We start from the raw sequence: 18526 nt of genomic DNA, 5'->3' as shown, positions 1-18526 counted from the left end.
TCTTTCAATTTAAGTAAATTGAGAAACAAAAGAAATAGGTGTTCAAATCAGTAGAACGGGATAGCTTTAGGTGTAAGAAAATCCTCCAAAGAACACATGAACCTATTTTTTCGCTGATTATTAGGTGTTTATGAGAGCATTTTACATCTTTGTTACCTTGTACTCATGAGATTATTTGATTTCTCATTGTTTCATAATTTGAAAGTGCGGGCTAAAATCCAAGTTTTTGTCTCCTTGAGCGCAGTCTAAAGGTTAACAAAACATCTCGACTGTGCTTTATATAACAGGAAAATGGATTACTTGTACCGTTAAGGATATTCAATGAAGCTTACCTATGAACTTAAAACATCTTAGTCTTAATCCCAAAACTCTTATTTTAGTGACTGGAGGCGCCGGATTTATAGGATCCAACCTTTGTGATGCCCTCTTGGAAAATGGCAATCAGGTGCGATGTCTTGACAATTTTACTACCGGTAAAAGAGAGAATATTGCGCAATTACTGTCCAATCCCAACTTTAATTTATTTGAAGGGGACATTCGAAATTTGGAAGATTGTCAAAAAGGATGTACCGGTGTGGATTATGTGCTACATCAAGCCGCCTTGGGGTCTGTCCCTCGTTCAATACATGATCCCTTAACGAGTAATGCTGTAAATGTATCAGGTTTTTTGAATATGTTGTTAGCGGCGCGGGATGCAAAAGTTAAACGTTTTACTTATGCCGCGAGCTCATCAACTTATGGGGATTCCAAAAATATGCCTAAAATCGAGGATGTTATCGGTAAGCCACTATCACCATATGCTATAACCAAATACGTCAATGAACTATATGCCGATATTTTTAGTAAAACCTATGGCCTAGAAACTATAGGTCTTCGCTATTTCAATGTTTTTGGTAGGAAACAAGATCCTAATGGTGCCTATGCCGCAGTGATTCCTAAATTTGTAATGCAATTGATGAAACATGAATCTCCAACAATCAATGGAGATGGCAGCTACTCCAGGGATTTCACCTATATAGATAATGTGTTGGAAATGAATATCCGTTCGATGCTTGTGGATAAAAAAGAAGCGGTGAACACGGTTTACAATGTAGCTTATGGCGAGCGTACGGATCTAAATGAGCTAGTAGCCCTGTTGAAAGAATACCTCAGTGAATTCGATACTAAAATAGCAGAAATACCTGCCATATATGGTCCTAAACGGCAGGGTGATGTCCCACATTCCCTAGCTTCCATAACCAAAGCCAAGCGGCTTTTGGGGTATGATCCTCAATTTGACATTAAAACAGGTTTGAAGGAAGCGGTAGGTTGGTATTGGGAAAATTTAAGGTAGTTCTCTTTGGTCATTTCTATGGTCCAATGAAAAATAATTGGAAAACATGAATACAAAAATTGCTATAATAGGATTGGGCTACGTAGGCTTGCCGTTGGCGCGTCTATTTGCCACCAAATATCCTGTAGTAGGATTTGATATCAACAACGCCCGCGTCAAAGACTTGATGGCCGGCCATGATAGTACCTTAGAGCTAGACGATACTATCCTTCAGGAAGTTATGGTGACTGATCCCAAAATGGAAATGGGATTGTATTGTACGAATCAATTGAGTGAAATTGCGGACTGCAACTATTATATCATTACAGTACCCACGCCTGTTGATCACACCAACCGACCTATTTTGACTCCTTTGTATATGGCAAGTGAAACGGTGGGGCGCGTGTTGAAAAAAGGGGATATCGTAATTTATGAATCCACGGTATACCCCGGAGTTACCGAAGAAGAATGCGTCCCAGTGTTGGAAAATAGTAGTGGTTTAACATTTAATACCGATTTTTTTGTAGGATATTCCCCAGAACGTGTAAATCCGGGGGACAAGGAACATACCATCGATAAAATATTAAAGGTCACCTCTGGCTCAACTCCTGAAATAGCGAAAAAAGTTGATGAGCTCTATGCCTCAGTAATTACTGCAGGAACGCATTTGGCACCTACTATAAAAGTGGCAGAAGCCGCTAAGGTCATTGAAAACTCGCAACGGGATATCAATATTGCCTTTGTGAACGAATTGGCTAAAATATTCAATCTTATGAAAATTGATACCCATGCTGTTTTGGAGGCAGCAGGCACCAAATGGAACTTTTTGCCATTTAAACCCGGATTGGTAGGTGGTCATTGTGTTGGAGTGGATCCCTACTATTTGGCACAAAAAGCACAACAATATGGGTATCACCCTGAAATTATTCTGACCGGTAGACGTATGAATGACGGAATGGGAAAATACGTAGCTTCTGAAGTTGTGAAATTAATGGTCCAAAAGGATATTAAAATAAAGGGGGCTAAAATTTTGGTTTTAGGAATCACTTTTAAAGCAAACTGTCCTGATGTTCGGAATAGCAAGTCCGTAGACGTTATCAACAATTTAAAAAGCTATGGCATTGATATAGCGATTTTTGACCCCTGGGCCTCGCGGGATGAAGTAAAACGAGAATATGGTTTGGAAACTATGGCCAAAATTCCTAGTGATACTTATGATGCCTTGGTGTTGACAGTTGCCCACAATGAGTTCCTGCAAATGAAGCTAAGGGATATGCTTTCAGCAAATGGGGTACTCTATGATGTTAAAGGAGTTTTAAAGGAGCATGTGGATGCCAGGCTTTAGTTAGTTACTCAAAGAATAAATATAAGTTAAAGCACTAGAAATCAACCTAAACTATTTTCCTTATAATTCTTTGCACTACGTATTTACGAATTTACCGTGTGTTTCAGTTGCCTGGCCCTCTAAATCTGAAAGTGGGGTTTTTGACTTCAAAACTTAGCCTTTCAGGAATACAAATACGTTAAATACCCCGGTCGCTCGAATCGAATCTTCTGCCTGATATTTGCCGAAATGATTTCAACTGACAGTTTGAACGGGACGAATGGATCTCAACCCCCTTACATAAATACTATCCTCTTAGGCCCAGGAATAACTTTTTACGCCGCATTCAGTACAGCGACTAAAAAAGTATAGGTTCTCACCAGGGTTTATTTAAGCTCAAATAATAATGGCCGAAAAAAATTGCTATTGAAATGATGGGTAGACCGGCCCAAATTTACCGTACATATAATCCGTGCTCAAATTCTATATATTTTCCATAACATACGGCAAATTAATCTTACCCTAGAATAAAAAGTTTTTTCCGCCGAATTAGTCTATTATGCTGATTTTTTGGGACAAATCATATCGTTTATCGAATTTATGTACAAAGTATTCGGTTTTTTATTTCCATTACACAAAATAGGCTAATATTGCCATCAAATTTAAGTAGCATTATTTATAAAATAGTTAGATAATTGTGATGTCTTAATGGATTTTGTGATATAGAACAGAAGAGAAACAAAATAAAATCCGCTGAAATTAATTAGGCCCCAATGGCAGACTATATCCTTGAAAAAGAAATCGGTGCAACAAGCCCAAATTCAACATGTTTTAGCCTAAGACACTAAAATGAAAAAAATCAAGTTTAAAAAATACCCACAATTTGCACAACAATAGCAGCTTTAATTTGTTGTATGTATCATCCGTATAGAATTGAATTTAATGTTTCGTACAACTATTTTGTAGTCAATGAATAAAATATTAGTCATATACCCAGGATTTCCACATTATAGAGTTGGTATTATAGAAGCTCTTATGAATTCGACTCGTAACCATTACATGTTTTTCGGGGATAAAAAAGGTTATAATAATGTAAAGCCATATAACTTTAAGGATTCAGCCGATTTCAAGGATTTTCCGTCGTATAAAATTGGTCCCTTTTATTTTAGTAAAGGATTAGTCCGTTATGTGATTTCCCAAAAACCTGATGGTGCCATCGTTCATTCTCCTCCCAATTGGATTTCCATTATTATTGCTGCTTTTATACTGAGAATAAAAGGGGTAAAAGTTTTTAATTGGACGCATGGAATTCTCACAAATCATAAAAATCTAAAGAATAGGATTTATTTCGTTTTTTATAAATATCTCTTTAATGGATTATTGCTCTATGGAAATTTAGCCAAACAAAATCTAATTAATTTAGGACTTAACAAAGAAAAAATAAAGGTCATTTATAATTCTTTAGATTACAAAGAGCAAATTAAATTAAGGGAAACACTAAGTGAGAACGAAAGACAGCACATAAGGGCTAGTTTGTTTGATAGCCCTAACAATGACCAACTTGTTTTCATTGGCCGCCTAACGGTCCAAAAGAAATTAAATTTACTTGTAGAGGCTATTAAATTACTTAAAGACGAAAATATTTATGTGAATCTGCTATTTGTAGGAGATGGGGATCAAAAAAAAGAACTACAGTCTCAAATAGACCAGTATAAAATTGCTAATCAAATTTGTTTTTATGGCGCCTCCTACGATGAAACGCAAAATTACAAATTGCTCTCATCAAGTGATTGCTGTGTTGCACCTGGGGAAATAGGTTTAACCGCAATGCATTCATTAATGTTCGGCGTTCCTGTCATTTCCCATAGCGACATGAATAGGCAAATGCCAGAGTTTGAGGCAATTTTGCCGAACGTCAATGGGGTCCTTTTTGAATACGGCAACGCTGATGATTTAAAAGAACAAATAAAAAATATGATAAAACTTATTAAGGCTAAATCAAATTTACAAATGAGAAAGGATTGCTATAAGATAATGGATGAGTACTATAATCCTAATTTTCAGGTAAATCTTATTGATAGCATTTTTAAGTGATAATGTTAAAAAGTAAAAACGTAATACTAGATTTTTACGTAAAGAAAGTATCGATTAAATAGAAAAATTCGTACGTGTACATTTAAAATAGGCCGACAAAAATCATGAAACAAATTATCCAATCATTCAAAACAGGAGAAACCATCCTGGAAGATGTACCAAAACCACAAGTGAAACCCGGTCATGTTTTAGTTAGAACCACTAAAACCTTGGTCTCGTTGGGCACGGAAAAAATGTTGGTCGAATTCGGAAAAGCTAACCTTCTGCAAAAAGCCAAACAACAACCAGACAAAGTTAAGGAGGTTCTAAATAAAGTGAAGTCGGATGGTTTAATGCCAACCGTCAATGCCGTTTTCAACAAATTAAGTGAACCTCTTGCACTGGGCTATTGTAATGCGGGGATTGTAGAAGAGATTGGAAAAGGAGTCAGCGAGTTCAAAATTGGTGATAGGGTAGCATCGAACGGGGCGCATGCCGAATTTGTTTGCATCCCAAAAAATTTGGTGGTACCCATTCCTAAGAATGTTACCGACGAGGAAGCTTGTTTTACGGTTATAGGATCTATTGGGCTGCAAGGAATTAGATTATTGAAACCAACTTTTGGGGAAACAGTTGTTGTAATTGGTCTGGGTCTTATTGGACTCATAACTGCGCAATTGCTAAAGGCCAATGGCTGCGAGGTAATTGGATATGATTTGGATAAGGATAAGGTGAATTTGGCATCTTCTTTTGGTATCACCGCATTTAATCCCGGTGAAGGTTCAGAACCTGTGAAATTCGTGATGGACAAAACGAATGGTGTTGGATGCGATGGTGTAGTAATAACAGCATCGACAAAATCTGATGTTGTTATTTCCGATGCTGCCAAAATGAGCCGAAAAAAGGGTAAAATAGTATTGGTTGGCGTAATCGGGCTTAATCTTTCAAGATCAGATTTCTATGAAAAAGAGCTAGATTTTCAGGTTTCTTGTTCCTATGGCCCGGGGCGTTACGATACTAATTATGAAAATAAAGGTCAAGACTATCCCCTAGCATATGTTAGGTGGACTGAAAAACGGAATTTTGAAGCAATACTAAAAGCAATTTCAAATAAATCCGTTGACGTTAGGTCATTAATAACCCAAAGAGTTCCCATCAACAATTTTTCTGAAATCTATGATAATTTGAAATCCAAGGATGCTATAGCGAGCATTCTGGAGTATAGCTCATCTCCTGAAAGTGCAACAACTGTTATTGTATCCGAGCAAAGGGATTTTCAGAATTCAAAGGGAGTAATAGGAGTTGTAGGTGCAGGAAATTTTACACGTATGACCTTATTGCCAATGCTTAAAAAGGCGAATGCAAAAATAAAATACATTGTAAGCTCTTCAGGTGTAAGTGGTACAGGTTTGGCTAAAAAATATGGGATACCTAGAAGCACAACCAGTTACTCGGATGTTTTGGAAGATTCTGAATTGGATGTTATTGTCATTACCACCCAACATAACCTGCATAGCGAAATGGTCATAGAGGGTCTCAAGGCCAATAAGCATGTTTTTGTTGAAAAACCATTGGCAATAAATCATAGTCAATTAGATTTAATAGAAAAGGTATACAAAAACTCACAGGGAAGCTTGATGGTTGGATTTAATCGTAGGTTTTCACCTCATATCAGTAAAATGAAATCTTTGTTAGGTTCATCTGAAACACCTATTAATGTAATCGCTACTATGAATGCAGGTTTTATTCCCGAAAATGTTTGGGTACATGATATGGAAATTGGTGGAGGAAGAATAATAGGTGAAGCGTGCCATTACATTGACCTTCTTGGCTATCTAACCGGGTCAAAAGTGACATCTGTATGTCTAAACTCCATGGGTAAGCACCCCAAAGAAAATACTGATAATGCAAGTATACTTTTGAGATTTGAAAATGGCTCAAATGCAGTTATCAACTATTTTGCAAACGGCTCGAAGAGTTATTCAAAGGAAAGGCTAGAGGTATATTCCCAGGAACGCACACTCATTATGGATAACTTTATATCCACAAAAGGCTACGGATTCAAGGGCTTTAGTAAGCTTAAGACTAAAATGAACAAAGGACATTATTCTCAGTTTGAAAATTACATCACCAGTGTTACCGAAGGAAACGGTTCGTTAATAGATTTTGAATCCATAATGAATACTTCCAGAGCTTCTATTGCGGCAATCGAGAGTTTAAAAACAAAAGGTTGGATCTCTATTTAAGCCCTAACTCTAGTTAAAAGGCATTTAATAATATACATATAAGTATCAATTGAAAATCTTTAGGCTACTTAATACTATTCGAAATATGGGTATACGTTATACTCGATTTCGTCTATTTCACGAAATAGCTGCAAAGCTCGGGTTTTTGATAGTCAAGTTTCCCAGTAATCCGAGTGCTGTGAAAATTTCGATGACAAGGAATCAATGGCGTAAAGAGGCTCCGTTATTCTTTTTTGATTCTAAGGAATCATTGGTTATTCCCAAAAGTAGAAATTCCGTTTTGAAAAAGTCTTTTAATGAAATTAAGGATAATACCTATACATATTTTAGTAAAACAAAAATCTCATTAGGAGAAAATTACGATTGGTTGACCAATCCATCAACGGACTATAGATATCGACTGGAACATTGGTCAAAGATCAAGGACCTGTCAAAAGAGGCCGGTGACATAAAATATGTTTGGGAGAAAGCGCGGTTTTCATTCTTGTATGACCTAATTCGTTATGATTATCATTTTGAAGAAGATTGTGCTTCTCTCGTATTCAAGGAAATCGACTCCTTCATAGACCATAATCCGATTAATCTGGGACCAAACTACAAGTGTAGCCAAGAAATAAGTTTAAGAATATTGAATTGGACGTTTGCATTATACTACTATCGAAATTCCGAAGAGTTGTCCGAAGAGCGGTTTAATAAGATTATGAACTGCATTTATTGGCAACTTCACCACGTATATCACAATATCCATTTTTCGAGGATAGCCGTACGGAATAATCATGCCTTAACCGAAACCCTTATGCTTTTCTTAAGCGGTTTGTTATTTCCTTTTCTACCAAACGCGAGCAAATGGTCTAAAAAGGGCAAAAAATGGTTCGAGGAAGAAATCGCTTATCAAATTTACAAGGATGGTACGTTTCTGCAATTCTCAATGAACTATCACCGGGTCGCTATTCAATTACTTACATGGGGTATAAGACTTGCAGAAATCCATAAAGAACGCTTTGATTTAACCGTCTATGATAGAGCCAAAAAGTCGTTACACTATTTATGTACATGCCATGACCAAAAAAGTGGGAGGCTACCAAATTATGGGGCCAATGACGGCGCACTTTTTTTTAAACTAACTGATGACGACTATCGCATATATACTTCCCAAATCAATGATTTAAATGCCGTATTACATCATGAAGTTTCCAAGCATGATGAAAGCCAGTTGTGGTATGGAATTGACAATTGCCGAATAAAGTCCCTGGTCCAAGATAGGTTGGCATCATTTCCCATTGGCGGTCATTACGTTATAAATGACGATTCTGCAAAAACTTTTGTCAAGTGCGCTAAATACAAGGACAGGCCCGGACATGCGGACAATTTACATTTGGATATATGGTTAAATGGCAATAATTACCTCTGGGACACTGGGTCTTATAAATATAATACCACAGAAGAGTATGGTGGTTTTTTTGAACAATGTTTTGGACATAATACCGTTTCTGTTGGTAGCAAGGATCAAATGTTAAGGGGATCCAGATTTATTTGGAATTATTGGACTAAAAAAGCAAATGCAACGTTAACCGAAAAAGAAGATGATTTTGAATTTGATGGGGAGTATACGGGTTTTCCGGAACTAGGAAACAAAATTGTGCATAATAGAAGGGTGATTAAGACAAAGAAGAAAAACGAGTGGGTGATTTGCGACACCTTAAAAAATACCGATAACCGTGTCTCACAACAATATTGGCATTTTAATCCAAAAACGTATGAACAAATCCATGTCCATTGTGAAGATGGGAATGGGAAAACATTAAATCCAAAAATAGAGGAAAAATGGTGTTCCAATTATTATGGAGAAATTGAACCTTCCATTAGATATACCTATTCTTCGAAAACCGGATTTAAAACCATAATTAAAATAAAACAAGTGTGAAAATCCTATTAATCCATCAATATTTTTTAGGTAAAAATCAAGGAGGTGGATCACGTTTTAACGAGATGACAAAAATATGGTCGCATCAGGGCCATGAAGTAACCGTGATAGCAAGCTGGCCAAGTATCGGAGGCAAAAAAAATCCACTTTATGAAGGGAAATATGTTTTTCATGAAAAGGATTATTATAAAAACATAGAAGTTTTTCGCTGCCATGTGTCTGAAGCTTACGACGTAAACTTCCTAGGTAGGTTCTGGGCCTATTTCACTTTTGTCTTTTCCAGTATTTGGGCAGGCCTTTTCAAAGTAAAAGGAAAATACGATGTGCTTGTTGTGACCTCCCCACCTTTGTTTGTGGGTATTTCTGCCTATGTCCTATCCGTGTTCAAAAGATTGCCATTGATGTTCGAGGTGAGAGATCTTTGGCCAGAATCCGCCATAGATACTGGGGTTATCAGCAATCCGTGGCTTATAAAATTTTCATATTGGTTTGAAAAGACCATCTATAAAAAGGCAAAACGAATCAATGTACTCACGCCTGCATTTAGGGAAAAGCTAATACATAACAAGAACATCCCCGCCGACAAAATCACTTATATTCCCAACGCGGCCGATTTTGCTTTGGCCGAGGAAGTGGCTGAAAATTTTGACGCTGAACAATTCCGAAGGGAAGAAAGGATTGATGATAAATTCGTTATAACCTATATTGGCGCTCATGGAATTGCCAATCATCTTGTACAATTAATTGACGCGGCGGAAAAGCTACAGGACACCAACGTCCTTTTCCAGTTGATAGGAGGCGGAATGAAAAAGGAAGATTTGGTGGCAGAGGCTAAGGCCAGAAAGCTTAAAAACATTCGATTCGTAGATTCCGTATCCAAAACAAAGGCATTTAAGTATATTCTTGCATCAGATCTTGGAACCGCGGTCTTGAAAAAAGTAGATACTTTTAAAACAATATATTCCAACAAAACTTTTGACTATATGTCCTGTAAAAAACCAATCTTGTTGGCCATAGACGGTATTTCCAGACAATTGGTGGTTGAAGAGGCAAAATGTGGAGTTTTTGCAGAACCAGAGAATGCTGACGATATCGCGGAAAAAGTCAAACAGTATATCCGCGGGGATTTTGACTTGAAAGAACAAGGCGAAAATGGTTATAGATATGCTAAGGAACATTTTGATAGAGAAAAATTGGGACATAAGTATTTAGAAGAAATGAAAAAAGTTTTAGTTTAATTTTAATTCATTGTAATTGGACCCAATTGTATTTTGATAATTTGGTTTCATGTAATATTTCCATATAACAATTCAACAAAATCATAGAATGAAAAAGAAGAACCTAATCATATTCGGAACACGTCCTGAAGCGATAAAAATGGCGCCATTAGTCAAAGCGTTTTTAAAAAATGAAACCTTTGAAACCAAGGTATGTGTTACCGCACAGCACCGTGAAATGTTGGATCAGGTATTGGATTTTTTCGAAATTACCCCGGATTACGACCTGAACCTTATGAAACCGGGGCAAAATTTATACGGATTGACAGCCGCTATCATTACAGGGTTACAACCTGTTCTCGAGGAATTCAAACCAGATTATGTTTATGTACATGGAGATACCACCACTACAATGGGATCCAGTATCGCGGGATTTTATTCCGGTGCAAAGATATGTCATGTTGAAGCAGGATTACGGACCTTTAATAAACTGGCCCCTTTCCCGGAAGAAATAAACCGAACCATTACAGGCCATATTGCCGACTATCATTTTGCCCCTACACAGACTTCGTTCGATAATTTGCGGAACGAAGGGATTCCAATCGATAACATTTTAATTACTGGCAATACCGTAATTGATGCTCTGTTTGAGAGTGTTTCTAGAGTGGATACCATTGAAGATCTCGAAATAAGACAGCTACAGAGCGAGCTCGATTTCACAAAACGAATTGTTTTGGTTACGGGTCATCGAAGGGAAAATCATGGACAAGGGTTTATCAATATTTGTGAAGCACTAAAGAAAATAGGGGAAGTAGTTGAAAATGTGCAAATCGTATATCCCGTGCATTTGAATCCGAAAGTACAAAAACCAGTATACGATATTCTAGGAGAACAAAAAAGTGTTAAACTGATTGCTCCCCTGGCCTATCCTGCATTCGTTTGGTTAATGAATAAATGTGAGCTTGTAATTACCGATAGCGGGGGCGTTCAGGAAGAAGCTCCCAGTCTTGGTAAACCGGTATTGGTAATGCGGGATACGACCGAAAGACCGGAGGCCGTTGATGCCGGTACGGTTATACTTGTTGGTACCGACAAAACGAAAATTGTAAACGAAACCATAGATTTAATGGGGAACCCTGAACGTTATGGGAAAATGAGCAAATTGCATAACCCCTATGGGGATGGAAAAGCATGTCAACGAATTGTGAAATTTATAGAAAACTTAGATTAATGAACAATCCAGAAGTAGTAATGATAGGCCTAGGCTATATTGGCCTACCTACAGCAGCATTGATTGCGGAAGGGGGGACCTATGTCCATGGCGTGGACATTAACCAGAAAGTTGTGGACACCATAAACCGAGGTGAAATTCATATTGTAGAACCTTCTTTGGATACTGCGGTTTCAAAAGCTGTGGGCGGAGGTTTTTTAAAAGCCGATACAACTCCTGTAGCGGCGGATAACTACCTGATAGTAGTGCCCACGCCCTTTAAGGACAAAAATGAACCCGATATTTCTTTCGTCCATGCCGCAACGAAAGCGATACTACCCTTACTTAAGGAAGGTGATCTATATATTATTGAATCTACCTCGCCTGTTGGAACCACAGAGAAGATGATGCAGCACATTTATGAAGAACGTCCGGAACTAAAGGGAAAGTTGCATATTGCATATTGTCCAGAACGTGTATTACCGGGAAATGTAATGTATGAATTAGTACATAATGACAGGGTAATTGGTGGGGTCGATGAGGCCTCAACTGAGAAGGCCATAGCTTTTTATGCCAAATACGTAAAAGGTGAATTGCACAAGACCAATGCGCGGACCGCCGAAATGTGTAAATTGGTGGAAAATTCTTCTAGGGATGTACAAATCGCTTTTGCCAACGAGTTATCATTAATTTCAGACAAGGCCGATATTAATGTCTGGGAATTGATAAACTTGGCCAACAAGCACCCAAGAGTAAATATCTTGCAACCCGGATGTGGTGTGGGCGGCCATTGTATCGCAGTAGACCCTTACTTCATCGTTTCGGACTATCCAATGGAGTCAAAAATAATCGGTACGGCCAGGGAAGTGAATAACTATAAATCATTTTGGTGTGCTGAAAAGGTCCAAAATACCAAGCTACAATTTGAATTGCAACATGGGAGAAAGCCCAAAATTGCCTTAATGGGCTTGGCTTTTAAACCCAATATCGACGATTTGAGGGAGTCCCCTGCGAAATACATTGTACAACGTGTATTACAAAATGCCAATAATGAAGAATACTATATAGTGGAACCTAATATAAACGAGCATAATGTATTTAAACTTACGGACTATGAATCAGCATTTAAAAAAGCTGATATTGTAGTTTTCCTAGTTGCCCATGATGAGTTTAAATCCTTACCTAAGGATTCAGATAAAAATATATTGGACTTTTGCGGCATTTACAAGTAATGTAATATTTCATCCATCTCATTTGTTTCAATTAAATACGAAATAATAATTAATTCAATAATTGTAACTGCCTGGGATGCTTAAGTGCACAATTTTGGTTAAGGGCTGTCCGTTTTGTATCTGATAAAACAATGATTAATGATTTGTATTTATGTTAAGGGATATAACTTTGAAGGAAAAAGCGTCATTGGAGCTATTTTTTGAAGCATTCTATTAAAACCCTTGTATTAATATTGACCAAGGCTTTGAATTTTCATTTTGAAAACAAGATTTTTATCCATCATCGAGAGTTTTTAGGTTTTAAACCCAAAAATTATTGTTTAGAAATCGAAATTGTTTTCTTTTGCAAAAAATTGAGGACTATCATGCATTTTCATGGAAAAGAGAGTAGCCCTTTAAATAATTAGGTATCAAGTAATTTATTTTAAATGAATACGGAAGATAAAGTAAAAGAAATTATAGCGGAAGCAATTGAAGTACAAGTATCCCAAATAGAGGAGGATACGGCAATTGGTGATTTTCCTAAGTGGGACTCCATGGGTCAGGTAATCATTATTTCAGCATTGGAAAAGGAATTTGAAATTAAGTTCGATCCAGAAGTAATTATGGATTTGGAAGATGTTGGGGATATGATAGAAGCGGTAGAGGAACGGGTTTCATAACAAACTTGGATATGCCTTTTGTTTCACTGGAAGAAAAAATATTTGACTGGGCATTAAGAACTCCAGAAAAAGTCGCCTTAATCGATAAGAAAAAAACGATTTCCTATCAAGAATTGGCCCATAATGTTTGGTCCACCAAAGAAAGATTGGAAAAAGAGTTTTCTTTAGATAAAGGGGACTGTATTTTATTGGCGGCAAACAAAAATGTTCATTTCATTTACACCTATTTCGCAACTCATCTCATCGGTGCCAAGGTAGTTCCTTTAGATGAACAAATACAGGCCGAAAAGCTCAGGGCCATAATACAAAAAACGAGCCCCAAATTGATTGTTGGCCTTAGGTTGGAAAATGATTCCAAGTGTTTTGATTTTAGTGTCTTTGAAGAAATTGAGCTGACGGAAGTACCTGAAAATATAGCATTCCCAGAGGCTGATTCTCCCGCGGATATTTTGTTTACCACTGGAACTACGGGTGACTCGAAAGGTGTGGTCCTCACCCATGGCAATATTGCCTCTAGTGCATCCAATATAAATACTTTTATACAAAACAATAATAGGGACATTGAATTATTGGCTCTACCAATTAGCCATTCTTTTGGCCTAGGGCGCATCAAATGCGTTTTATCGGTAGGTGGTACCTTGGTTTTATTGGGAAGCATAGTGAATATGAAAAGAATGTTCAGGGCTTTTGAGGAACATAAGATCACCGGCTTTGGTATGGTACCCGCAAGTTGGGAATATATCCAAAAAATGAGTGGTAATAGATTGGCCGATTTTGCCCCACAATTAAAGTACATCGAGTTGGGCAGCGCTTATATGTCCCCAGAGGACAAAAAGGCCATGTTGGAGCTTTTCCCGGAAACGAGAATATGTATGCACTATGGTCTAACAGAGGCTTCAAGGTCTACTTTTTTGGAATTTTCGGTGGACAGGACCCACTTACAATCCGTAGGTAAGGCAAGCCCGAACGTTGAAATCACCATTATCGATGAATCTGGAAAAAAGGTAGACCTTCAAAAGGAGGGAGAAATATGTGTGCGGGGAGAACATGTAACCAAAGGCTATCTCGATTTGCCAAAAGCAGATTTCTTTTATGGTAAACATTTTCGGACAGGTGATATTGGCAGTATGGATTCCGAAGGCTATGTTTATCTAAAGGGGCGCTACAAGGAAATCATAAATGTTGGAGGTAAAAAACTATCCCCCTTTGAAGTAGAAACCAAGATAAAGGAGTTGGATCCTGCTTTGGAATCTGCCTGTATAGGTATTAAGGACCCAGAGGGAGTGCTTGGGGAGGTAGTCAAGGTATTTGTGGTAAAAAACGGCTCAATGCGAACATTTGAAGAAATCAAGGAATACCTTAAGGCACATTTGGAGTCCTATAAGGTACCTGTCGTTTTTGAGTGGATAAAGGAAATACCCAAAACAAAATCAGGTAAAATACAACGACAAAAATTAGCATAGATTATGTGGGAACCACAAGGAATGTATTCCAAGTTTTTGTTAAAGCAGCCTACCATTCTTTTTGGCGAAAATGCTTTAATGGGACTTAAGACATATGCCAGTGCAAGAGTTTCCGTAATATTCGGTTCCAGTATAGATGACGGGTATAAGCAAAAGTTGGCGAATGCTCTATCGTCTTTCGAGGTCTCTTTTGTAAAAAAGACATGGCTCGGCGAACCCACTTTGGAAACACTTAATACGACCATAAAAAAAATTGAGGAATTTCAACCGGATCTTATAATCGCCATTGGTGGTGGCAGCGTAATTGATGGGGCAAAAATGGTGAGAACCTACTATGAGTTTCCTTTTTTTGATGCCAGGGAAACCAGTTTTTCCATGCTTAATTGGAAAACTACTTTTGTTGCCATTCCCACTACCATTGGCAGTGGGGCGGAGATTTCCTCGGCTTCGGTCATGTACAATGAAAATGAAAAAACGAAAGAATTCGTAATCAGTCATCAATTTATCCCTGAGATTATTGTACTTGACGCTAGCCTCATTGAAAATGCCCCTAAAAGAGTATTATTGGCCTCTATGGTAGATGCGCTATCACATGCCATTGAAGGGTATATGTCTACTATAGACAATCTTCTGGTGGACAGTTATGCGGAAAAGGCCATTCAAATTATATCCCAATACCGTCATGTTATTACAGAAGGTGTAGAAAAGGAATTCATCAACAAATTGCAATTAGCGTCCCTATTTGCAGGCTTGGTCCAAAATCACTGTATTGTAGGTGCTACCCACGCGCTGGCACATCAGATGTCATCCTATGGTCTGTCCCATGCCGGGGCCATTGCACTATTCCTGCCCGCCGTAATCAAAAAAAATATTGGTTCGCCCCAACCAAAAGCTCGGTTTGATCAGCTAGCGAAACATTCCGGATTCGCAGGGGGCTCGGATTTGTTGTCCTTCGTTGAAGATTTCATTGCCGAAGTTGATTTAACAAAGGAAAAAGACACGCTCAAAAAAAATAGAAAGAACATTATTTCTGATGATTATTTCTTTGAACAAGCCCTAAATGATAAGGGCGGGCAGGGAAACCCAGTGCCAATGGACAAAGAATTTTTAGTAGAAGTATTTAATGCGGCGTCCTCATGAAAAATAGTACACTAACAGATAAACTTATTAGCATAGATCCTTATGTATTGGATTCAGAACATAAGAATACCCTGCTTTTAGAGGCATTATTGGAAGAAATTAGGTTCCATTATGAGAATAATGACCAGTATCGACACTTTTGCCAAAACAAAGGTTTCGACCCGCATAAGTTCCATGGAAGTTTGGAACAAATTCCGCCAATTGCGGTAAGTGTATTCAAGGATTTGGGGAAGGATTTAAAGTCCATTCCCGATAACGAAGTTAAATTATCCTTGCAATCTTCGGCAACTTCAGGTATCCCTAGTACCGTTGTTCTCGACAAGATAACAGCAAAGCGGCAGGCCAAGGTTATGGTCAAAGTGGTCAAGGACTTCATCGGGGCCGAAAGAAAACCGTTTATCATTGTTGATGTAAGTCCAAATCCAGAGAATATACGATTTTTAGGAGCTAGATATGCAGCTATTGGTGGTTATCTAAACTTCGCCAGTGATGTGAATTATGCACTTGAAAAGGAAAATGACGAAAAGGTTTCATTTAATATTGAAAATACAAAGAAGTTTATCGATTCAGTGGACAAAGACGTGCCGATGGTCGTTTTCGGGTTCACTTATATGTTATATGCCCAAGTGGTAAAACCACTTCTGGACAAGGGGGTCAGGTTCGAACTTCCGGAAGGTTCCAAAATAATACATATCGGAGGGTGGAAAAAATTGGAAAGCGAAAAGATAGGCAAACAACAGTTCAACGCGGCCATGTCGCGCTTGTTTTCCGTTAAAGAAGAGCATGTTATAGATATCTATGGCTTTACGGAACAGATGGGTTTAAATTATCCGGATTGCGAATGTGGTTGGAAACACGCTCCAGCATATTCAGAAGTAATAGTCCGTGACCCCATTACACGGGAGCCATTGCCTCATGGCGAGGTAGGTGTACTGGAATTTTTGTCACCGATACCACACTCCTACCCTGGGAATGTAGTCCTTACGGATGATTTAGGAGTTATAAACCCGGAACCTTGTCCCTATGGTAGGAACGGAACCCGATTTAAAATCCTAGGCCGATTGAAAAAGGCCGAGGTAAGGGGTTGTGGCGATATATTAGGGAGCAAACTAAAGTTTTCAGGCGCTGAAACCGAAGTAGGAAAAATTGAAAGTTCCAAACTCGAACTCCATTATTGGAAAGGCAAAAAGTTGAACGATTCCTTATCGCCGGAAGAACAGTTAAATGAACTCATTGCTGAACTTAACGGCAAAAAAGAATGGTTGAAAAGTCAACCTATAGACGCATTGATCGGTTTAATAGGAGAAGCATCCAAAGTTTGGTTGTCGGCAGAAGGAGAGTTGGCATCAATGAAAGAAAAAGGCCTTGCATTTCTTGCCAACTGGGCCAAACCAATTCATCTGAATAGGATTGCGACCATAGGCTTAAGGAACAATAGACAGCATATAGATGGGTTTGTTCCCTTGAACCACTCGCGAAAACAGTTTTTGAAAGCAAATCAGCGAGGCCTGGTTTGCCATTGGCTGGCAGGTAATGTACAGGTATTGGGAATGTTCGCTTTGTTACAGGCCATAATGACCAAAAATGTTAATCTGCTTAAAATATCCTCTAAAGATGGCGGTGTGTTCGCTAATCTCCTTAAGACATTTGAGGGACTAAGCTATACTACACCGGGCGGATACACCATAAAAGGTGATGATATTTTGCAAACCGTAGCCGTAGTTTATTTTTCCAGTAAGGATAGGGAACTTGGTGAATTAATGTCAAAATCCGCGAATGTACGGATTGCATGGGGAGGTCGCGAAGCTGTGGAAACTGTCGCAAATTATCCTTCCCTGTATGATACGGAAGATATCATATTCGGTCCAAAAATATCCTTTTCGGCAATTTCGAAGGAAGTTTTGGTTTCGGAAAGAAGGGCCAAAAAATTGGCCCGAAAGGTTGCGGTAGATTCCAGTGTCTTTGACCAGACCGGTTGCGCATCCCCACATAACCTATATATTGAAAGAGGCGGGGCAGTATCACCTAAAGACTTTTGTAAACTTCTGGCAGAGGGCATGGAAAAGGCCTCGGTCCAAATTCCAAAAGGAGAAACTTCAGTTGAACAAATTTCTGCCGTACACTCTATAAGAGGTTTATATGATTTTAAAGGAGAGGTCTGGGCCAGTGATGATACGACCTGGACCGTTGTATATGCCGAAGACAAAAATCTAAAGCCGCCTGTTTATTCCAGGGTTGTAATGGTTCATCCTGTAGACCACATTGAGGAAACATTGGAGCACATAGATGATAACATTCAGACTATTGGATTGGCCTCCATTGGCGAAAAAGCCTTGAACTTTGCAGAAAAGGCAGTTGAGAAAGGGGTTATGCGTTGTCCAGAAATGGGAAGAATGTTAAATTTTGAATCCCCCTGGGATGGCATTTTTTTAATGGAGCGGATGGTCAGATGGAGTACTTTTGGAGGGCCTTTAGTCTAAGGTAAAATCGTAAACATCCCCTAAAAGTGGTAGGAAAACTACTTAGCAGAGATTTGTAATAAGTAGTACTGCTTCTCATTTGAACGAAAAAAATGGCCATTCAAAGATATGTCTAAAGAACCTATTGTTTAAGGGATTTGGCATATAGACAAACATTAAAAGCATTACAACGGGTTTTTTATTGTACAGGACTGAAAACTTCATAAAAAACCAAAATTTATATAGAAAAAAAGTAGCTTTATA

12 protein-coding genes are annotated in these 18526 nt (G+C 38.3%); all 12 read left to right on the top strand.

Annotated features, from left to right (window positions below):
* The first annotated feature begins 334 nt into the window (after positions 1–334).
* The 12 genes from ACP2AF_RS13755 (at position 335) to ACP2AF_RS13700 (ending at position 18283) form a co-directional block, all read left to right on the top strand.
* The gene (locus tag ACP2AF_RS13755; RefSeq protein WP_425236727.1) at positions 335–1333 is read left to right on the top strand and encodes an SDR family oxidoreductase; all 999 of its coding nucleotides are present in this window, start codon (positions 335–337) and stop codon (positions 1331–1333) included.
* 46 nt (positions 1334–1379) lie between these two features.
* Positions 1380–2657, top strand: a complete 1278-nt coding sequence (locus ACP2AF_RS13750; protein WP_425236726.1) for a nucleotide sugar dehydrogenase — start codon at positions 1380–1382, stop codon at positions 2655–2657.
* Between the two features lie 948 nt (positions 2658–3605).
* On the top strand, positions 3606–4730 hold the full coding sequence (locus ACP2AF_RS13745) for a glycosyltransferase (RefSeq protein ID WP_425236725.1): 1125 nt from the start codon (positions 3606–3608) through the stop codon (positions 4728–4730).
* A gap of 104 nt (positions 4731–4834) precedes the next feature.
* Positions 4835–6955 (top strand): bi-domain-containing oxidoreductase, encoded by a 2121-nt coding sequence (locus tag ACP2AF_RS13740; RefSeq protein WP_425236724.1) that lies wholly within the window; start codon positions 4835–4837, stop codon positions 6953–6955.
* 280 nt (positions 6956–7235) lie between these two features.
* Positions 7236–8879, top strand: coding sequence for an alginate lyase family protein (locus tag ACP2AF_RS13735; RefSeq protein WP_425236723.1), 1644 nt, complete (start codon positions 7236–7238; stop codon positions 8877–8879).
* The gene (locus ACP2AF_RS13730) at positions 8876–10117 is read left to right on the top strand and encodes a glycosyltransferase family 4 protein (RefSeq protein ID WP_425236722.1); all 1242 of its coding nucleotides are present in this window, start codon (positions 8876–8878) and stop codon (positions 10115–10117) included. Before ACP2AF_RS13735 ends, ACP2AF_RS13730 begins: the two co-directional genes overlap by 4 nt.
* 88 nt (positions 10118–10205) lie before the next feature.
* Positions 10206–11327: a non-hydrolyzing UDP-N-acetylglucosamine 2-epimerase gene (wecB, locus tag ACP2AF_RS13725; RefSeq protein ID WP_425236721.1), complete on the top strand. Its 1122-nt coding sequence runs from the start codon at positions 10206–10208 to the stop codon at positions 11325–11327.
* Entirely contained in the window at positions 11327–12538 is a 1212-nt protein-coding gene (wecC, locus tag ACP2AF_RS13720) for a UDP-N-acetyl-D-mannosamine dehydrogenase (protein ID WP_425236720.1), read from the top strand. Before wecB ends, wecC begins: the two co-directional genes overlap by 1 nt.
* 428 nt (positions 12539–12966) lie before the next feature.
* Complete coding sequence (locus tag ACP2AF_RS13715; RefSeq protein WP_425236719.1) at positions 12967–13200, top strand: acyl carrier protein; 234 nt, start codon at positions 12967–12969, stop codon at positions 13198–13200.
* Between the two features lie 11 nt (positions 13201–13211).
* Positions 13212–14663 (top strand): class I adenylate-forming enzyme family protein, encoded by a 1452-nt coding sequence (locus tag ACP2AF_RS13710; protein WP_425236718.1) that lies wholly within the window; start codon positions 13212–13214, stop codon positions 14661–14663.
* A 3-nt stretch (positions 14664–14666) separates the two neighbouring features.
* Positions 14667–15803 (top strand): iron-containing alcohol dehydrogenase, encoded by a 1137-nt coding sequence (locus ACP2AF_RS13705; protein ID WP_425236717.1) that lies wholly within the window; start codon positions 14667–14669, stop codon positions 15801–15803.
* Complete coding sequence (locus ACP2AF_RS13700) at positions 15800–18283, top strand: acyl-CoA reductase (protein WP_425236716.1); 2484 nt, start codon at positions 15800–15802, stop codon at positions 18281–18283. The genes ACP2AF_RS13705 and ACP2AF_RS13700 overlap by 4 nt, the downstream gene beginning before the upstream one ends.
* The last annotated feature ends 243 nt before the right edge of the window (positions 18284–18526 follow it).

Origin of the sequence: Ulvibacterium sp. (assembly GCF_965248315.1) — a bacterium.
GTDB lineage: Bacteria > Bacteroidota > Bacteroidia > Flavobacteriales > Flavobacteriaceae > Ulvibacterium.
Note: the sequence above shows the minus strand (reverse complement) of the source record. Positions and strands in the feature narration are given on the sequence as shown.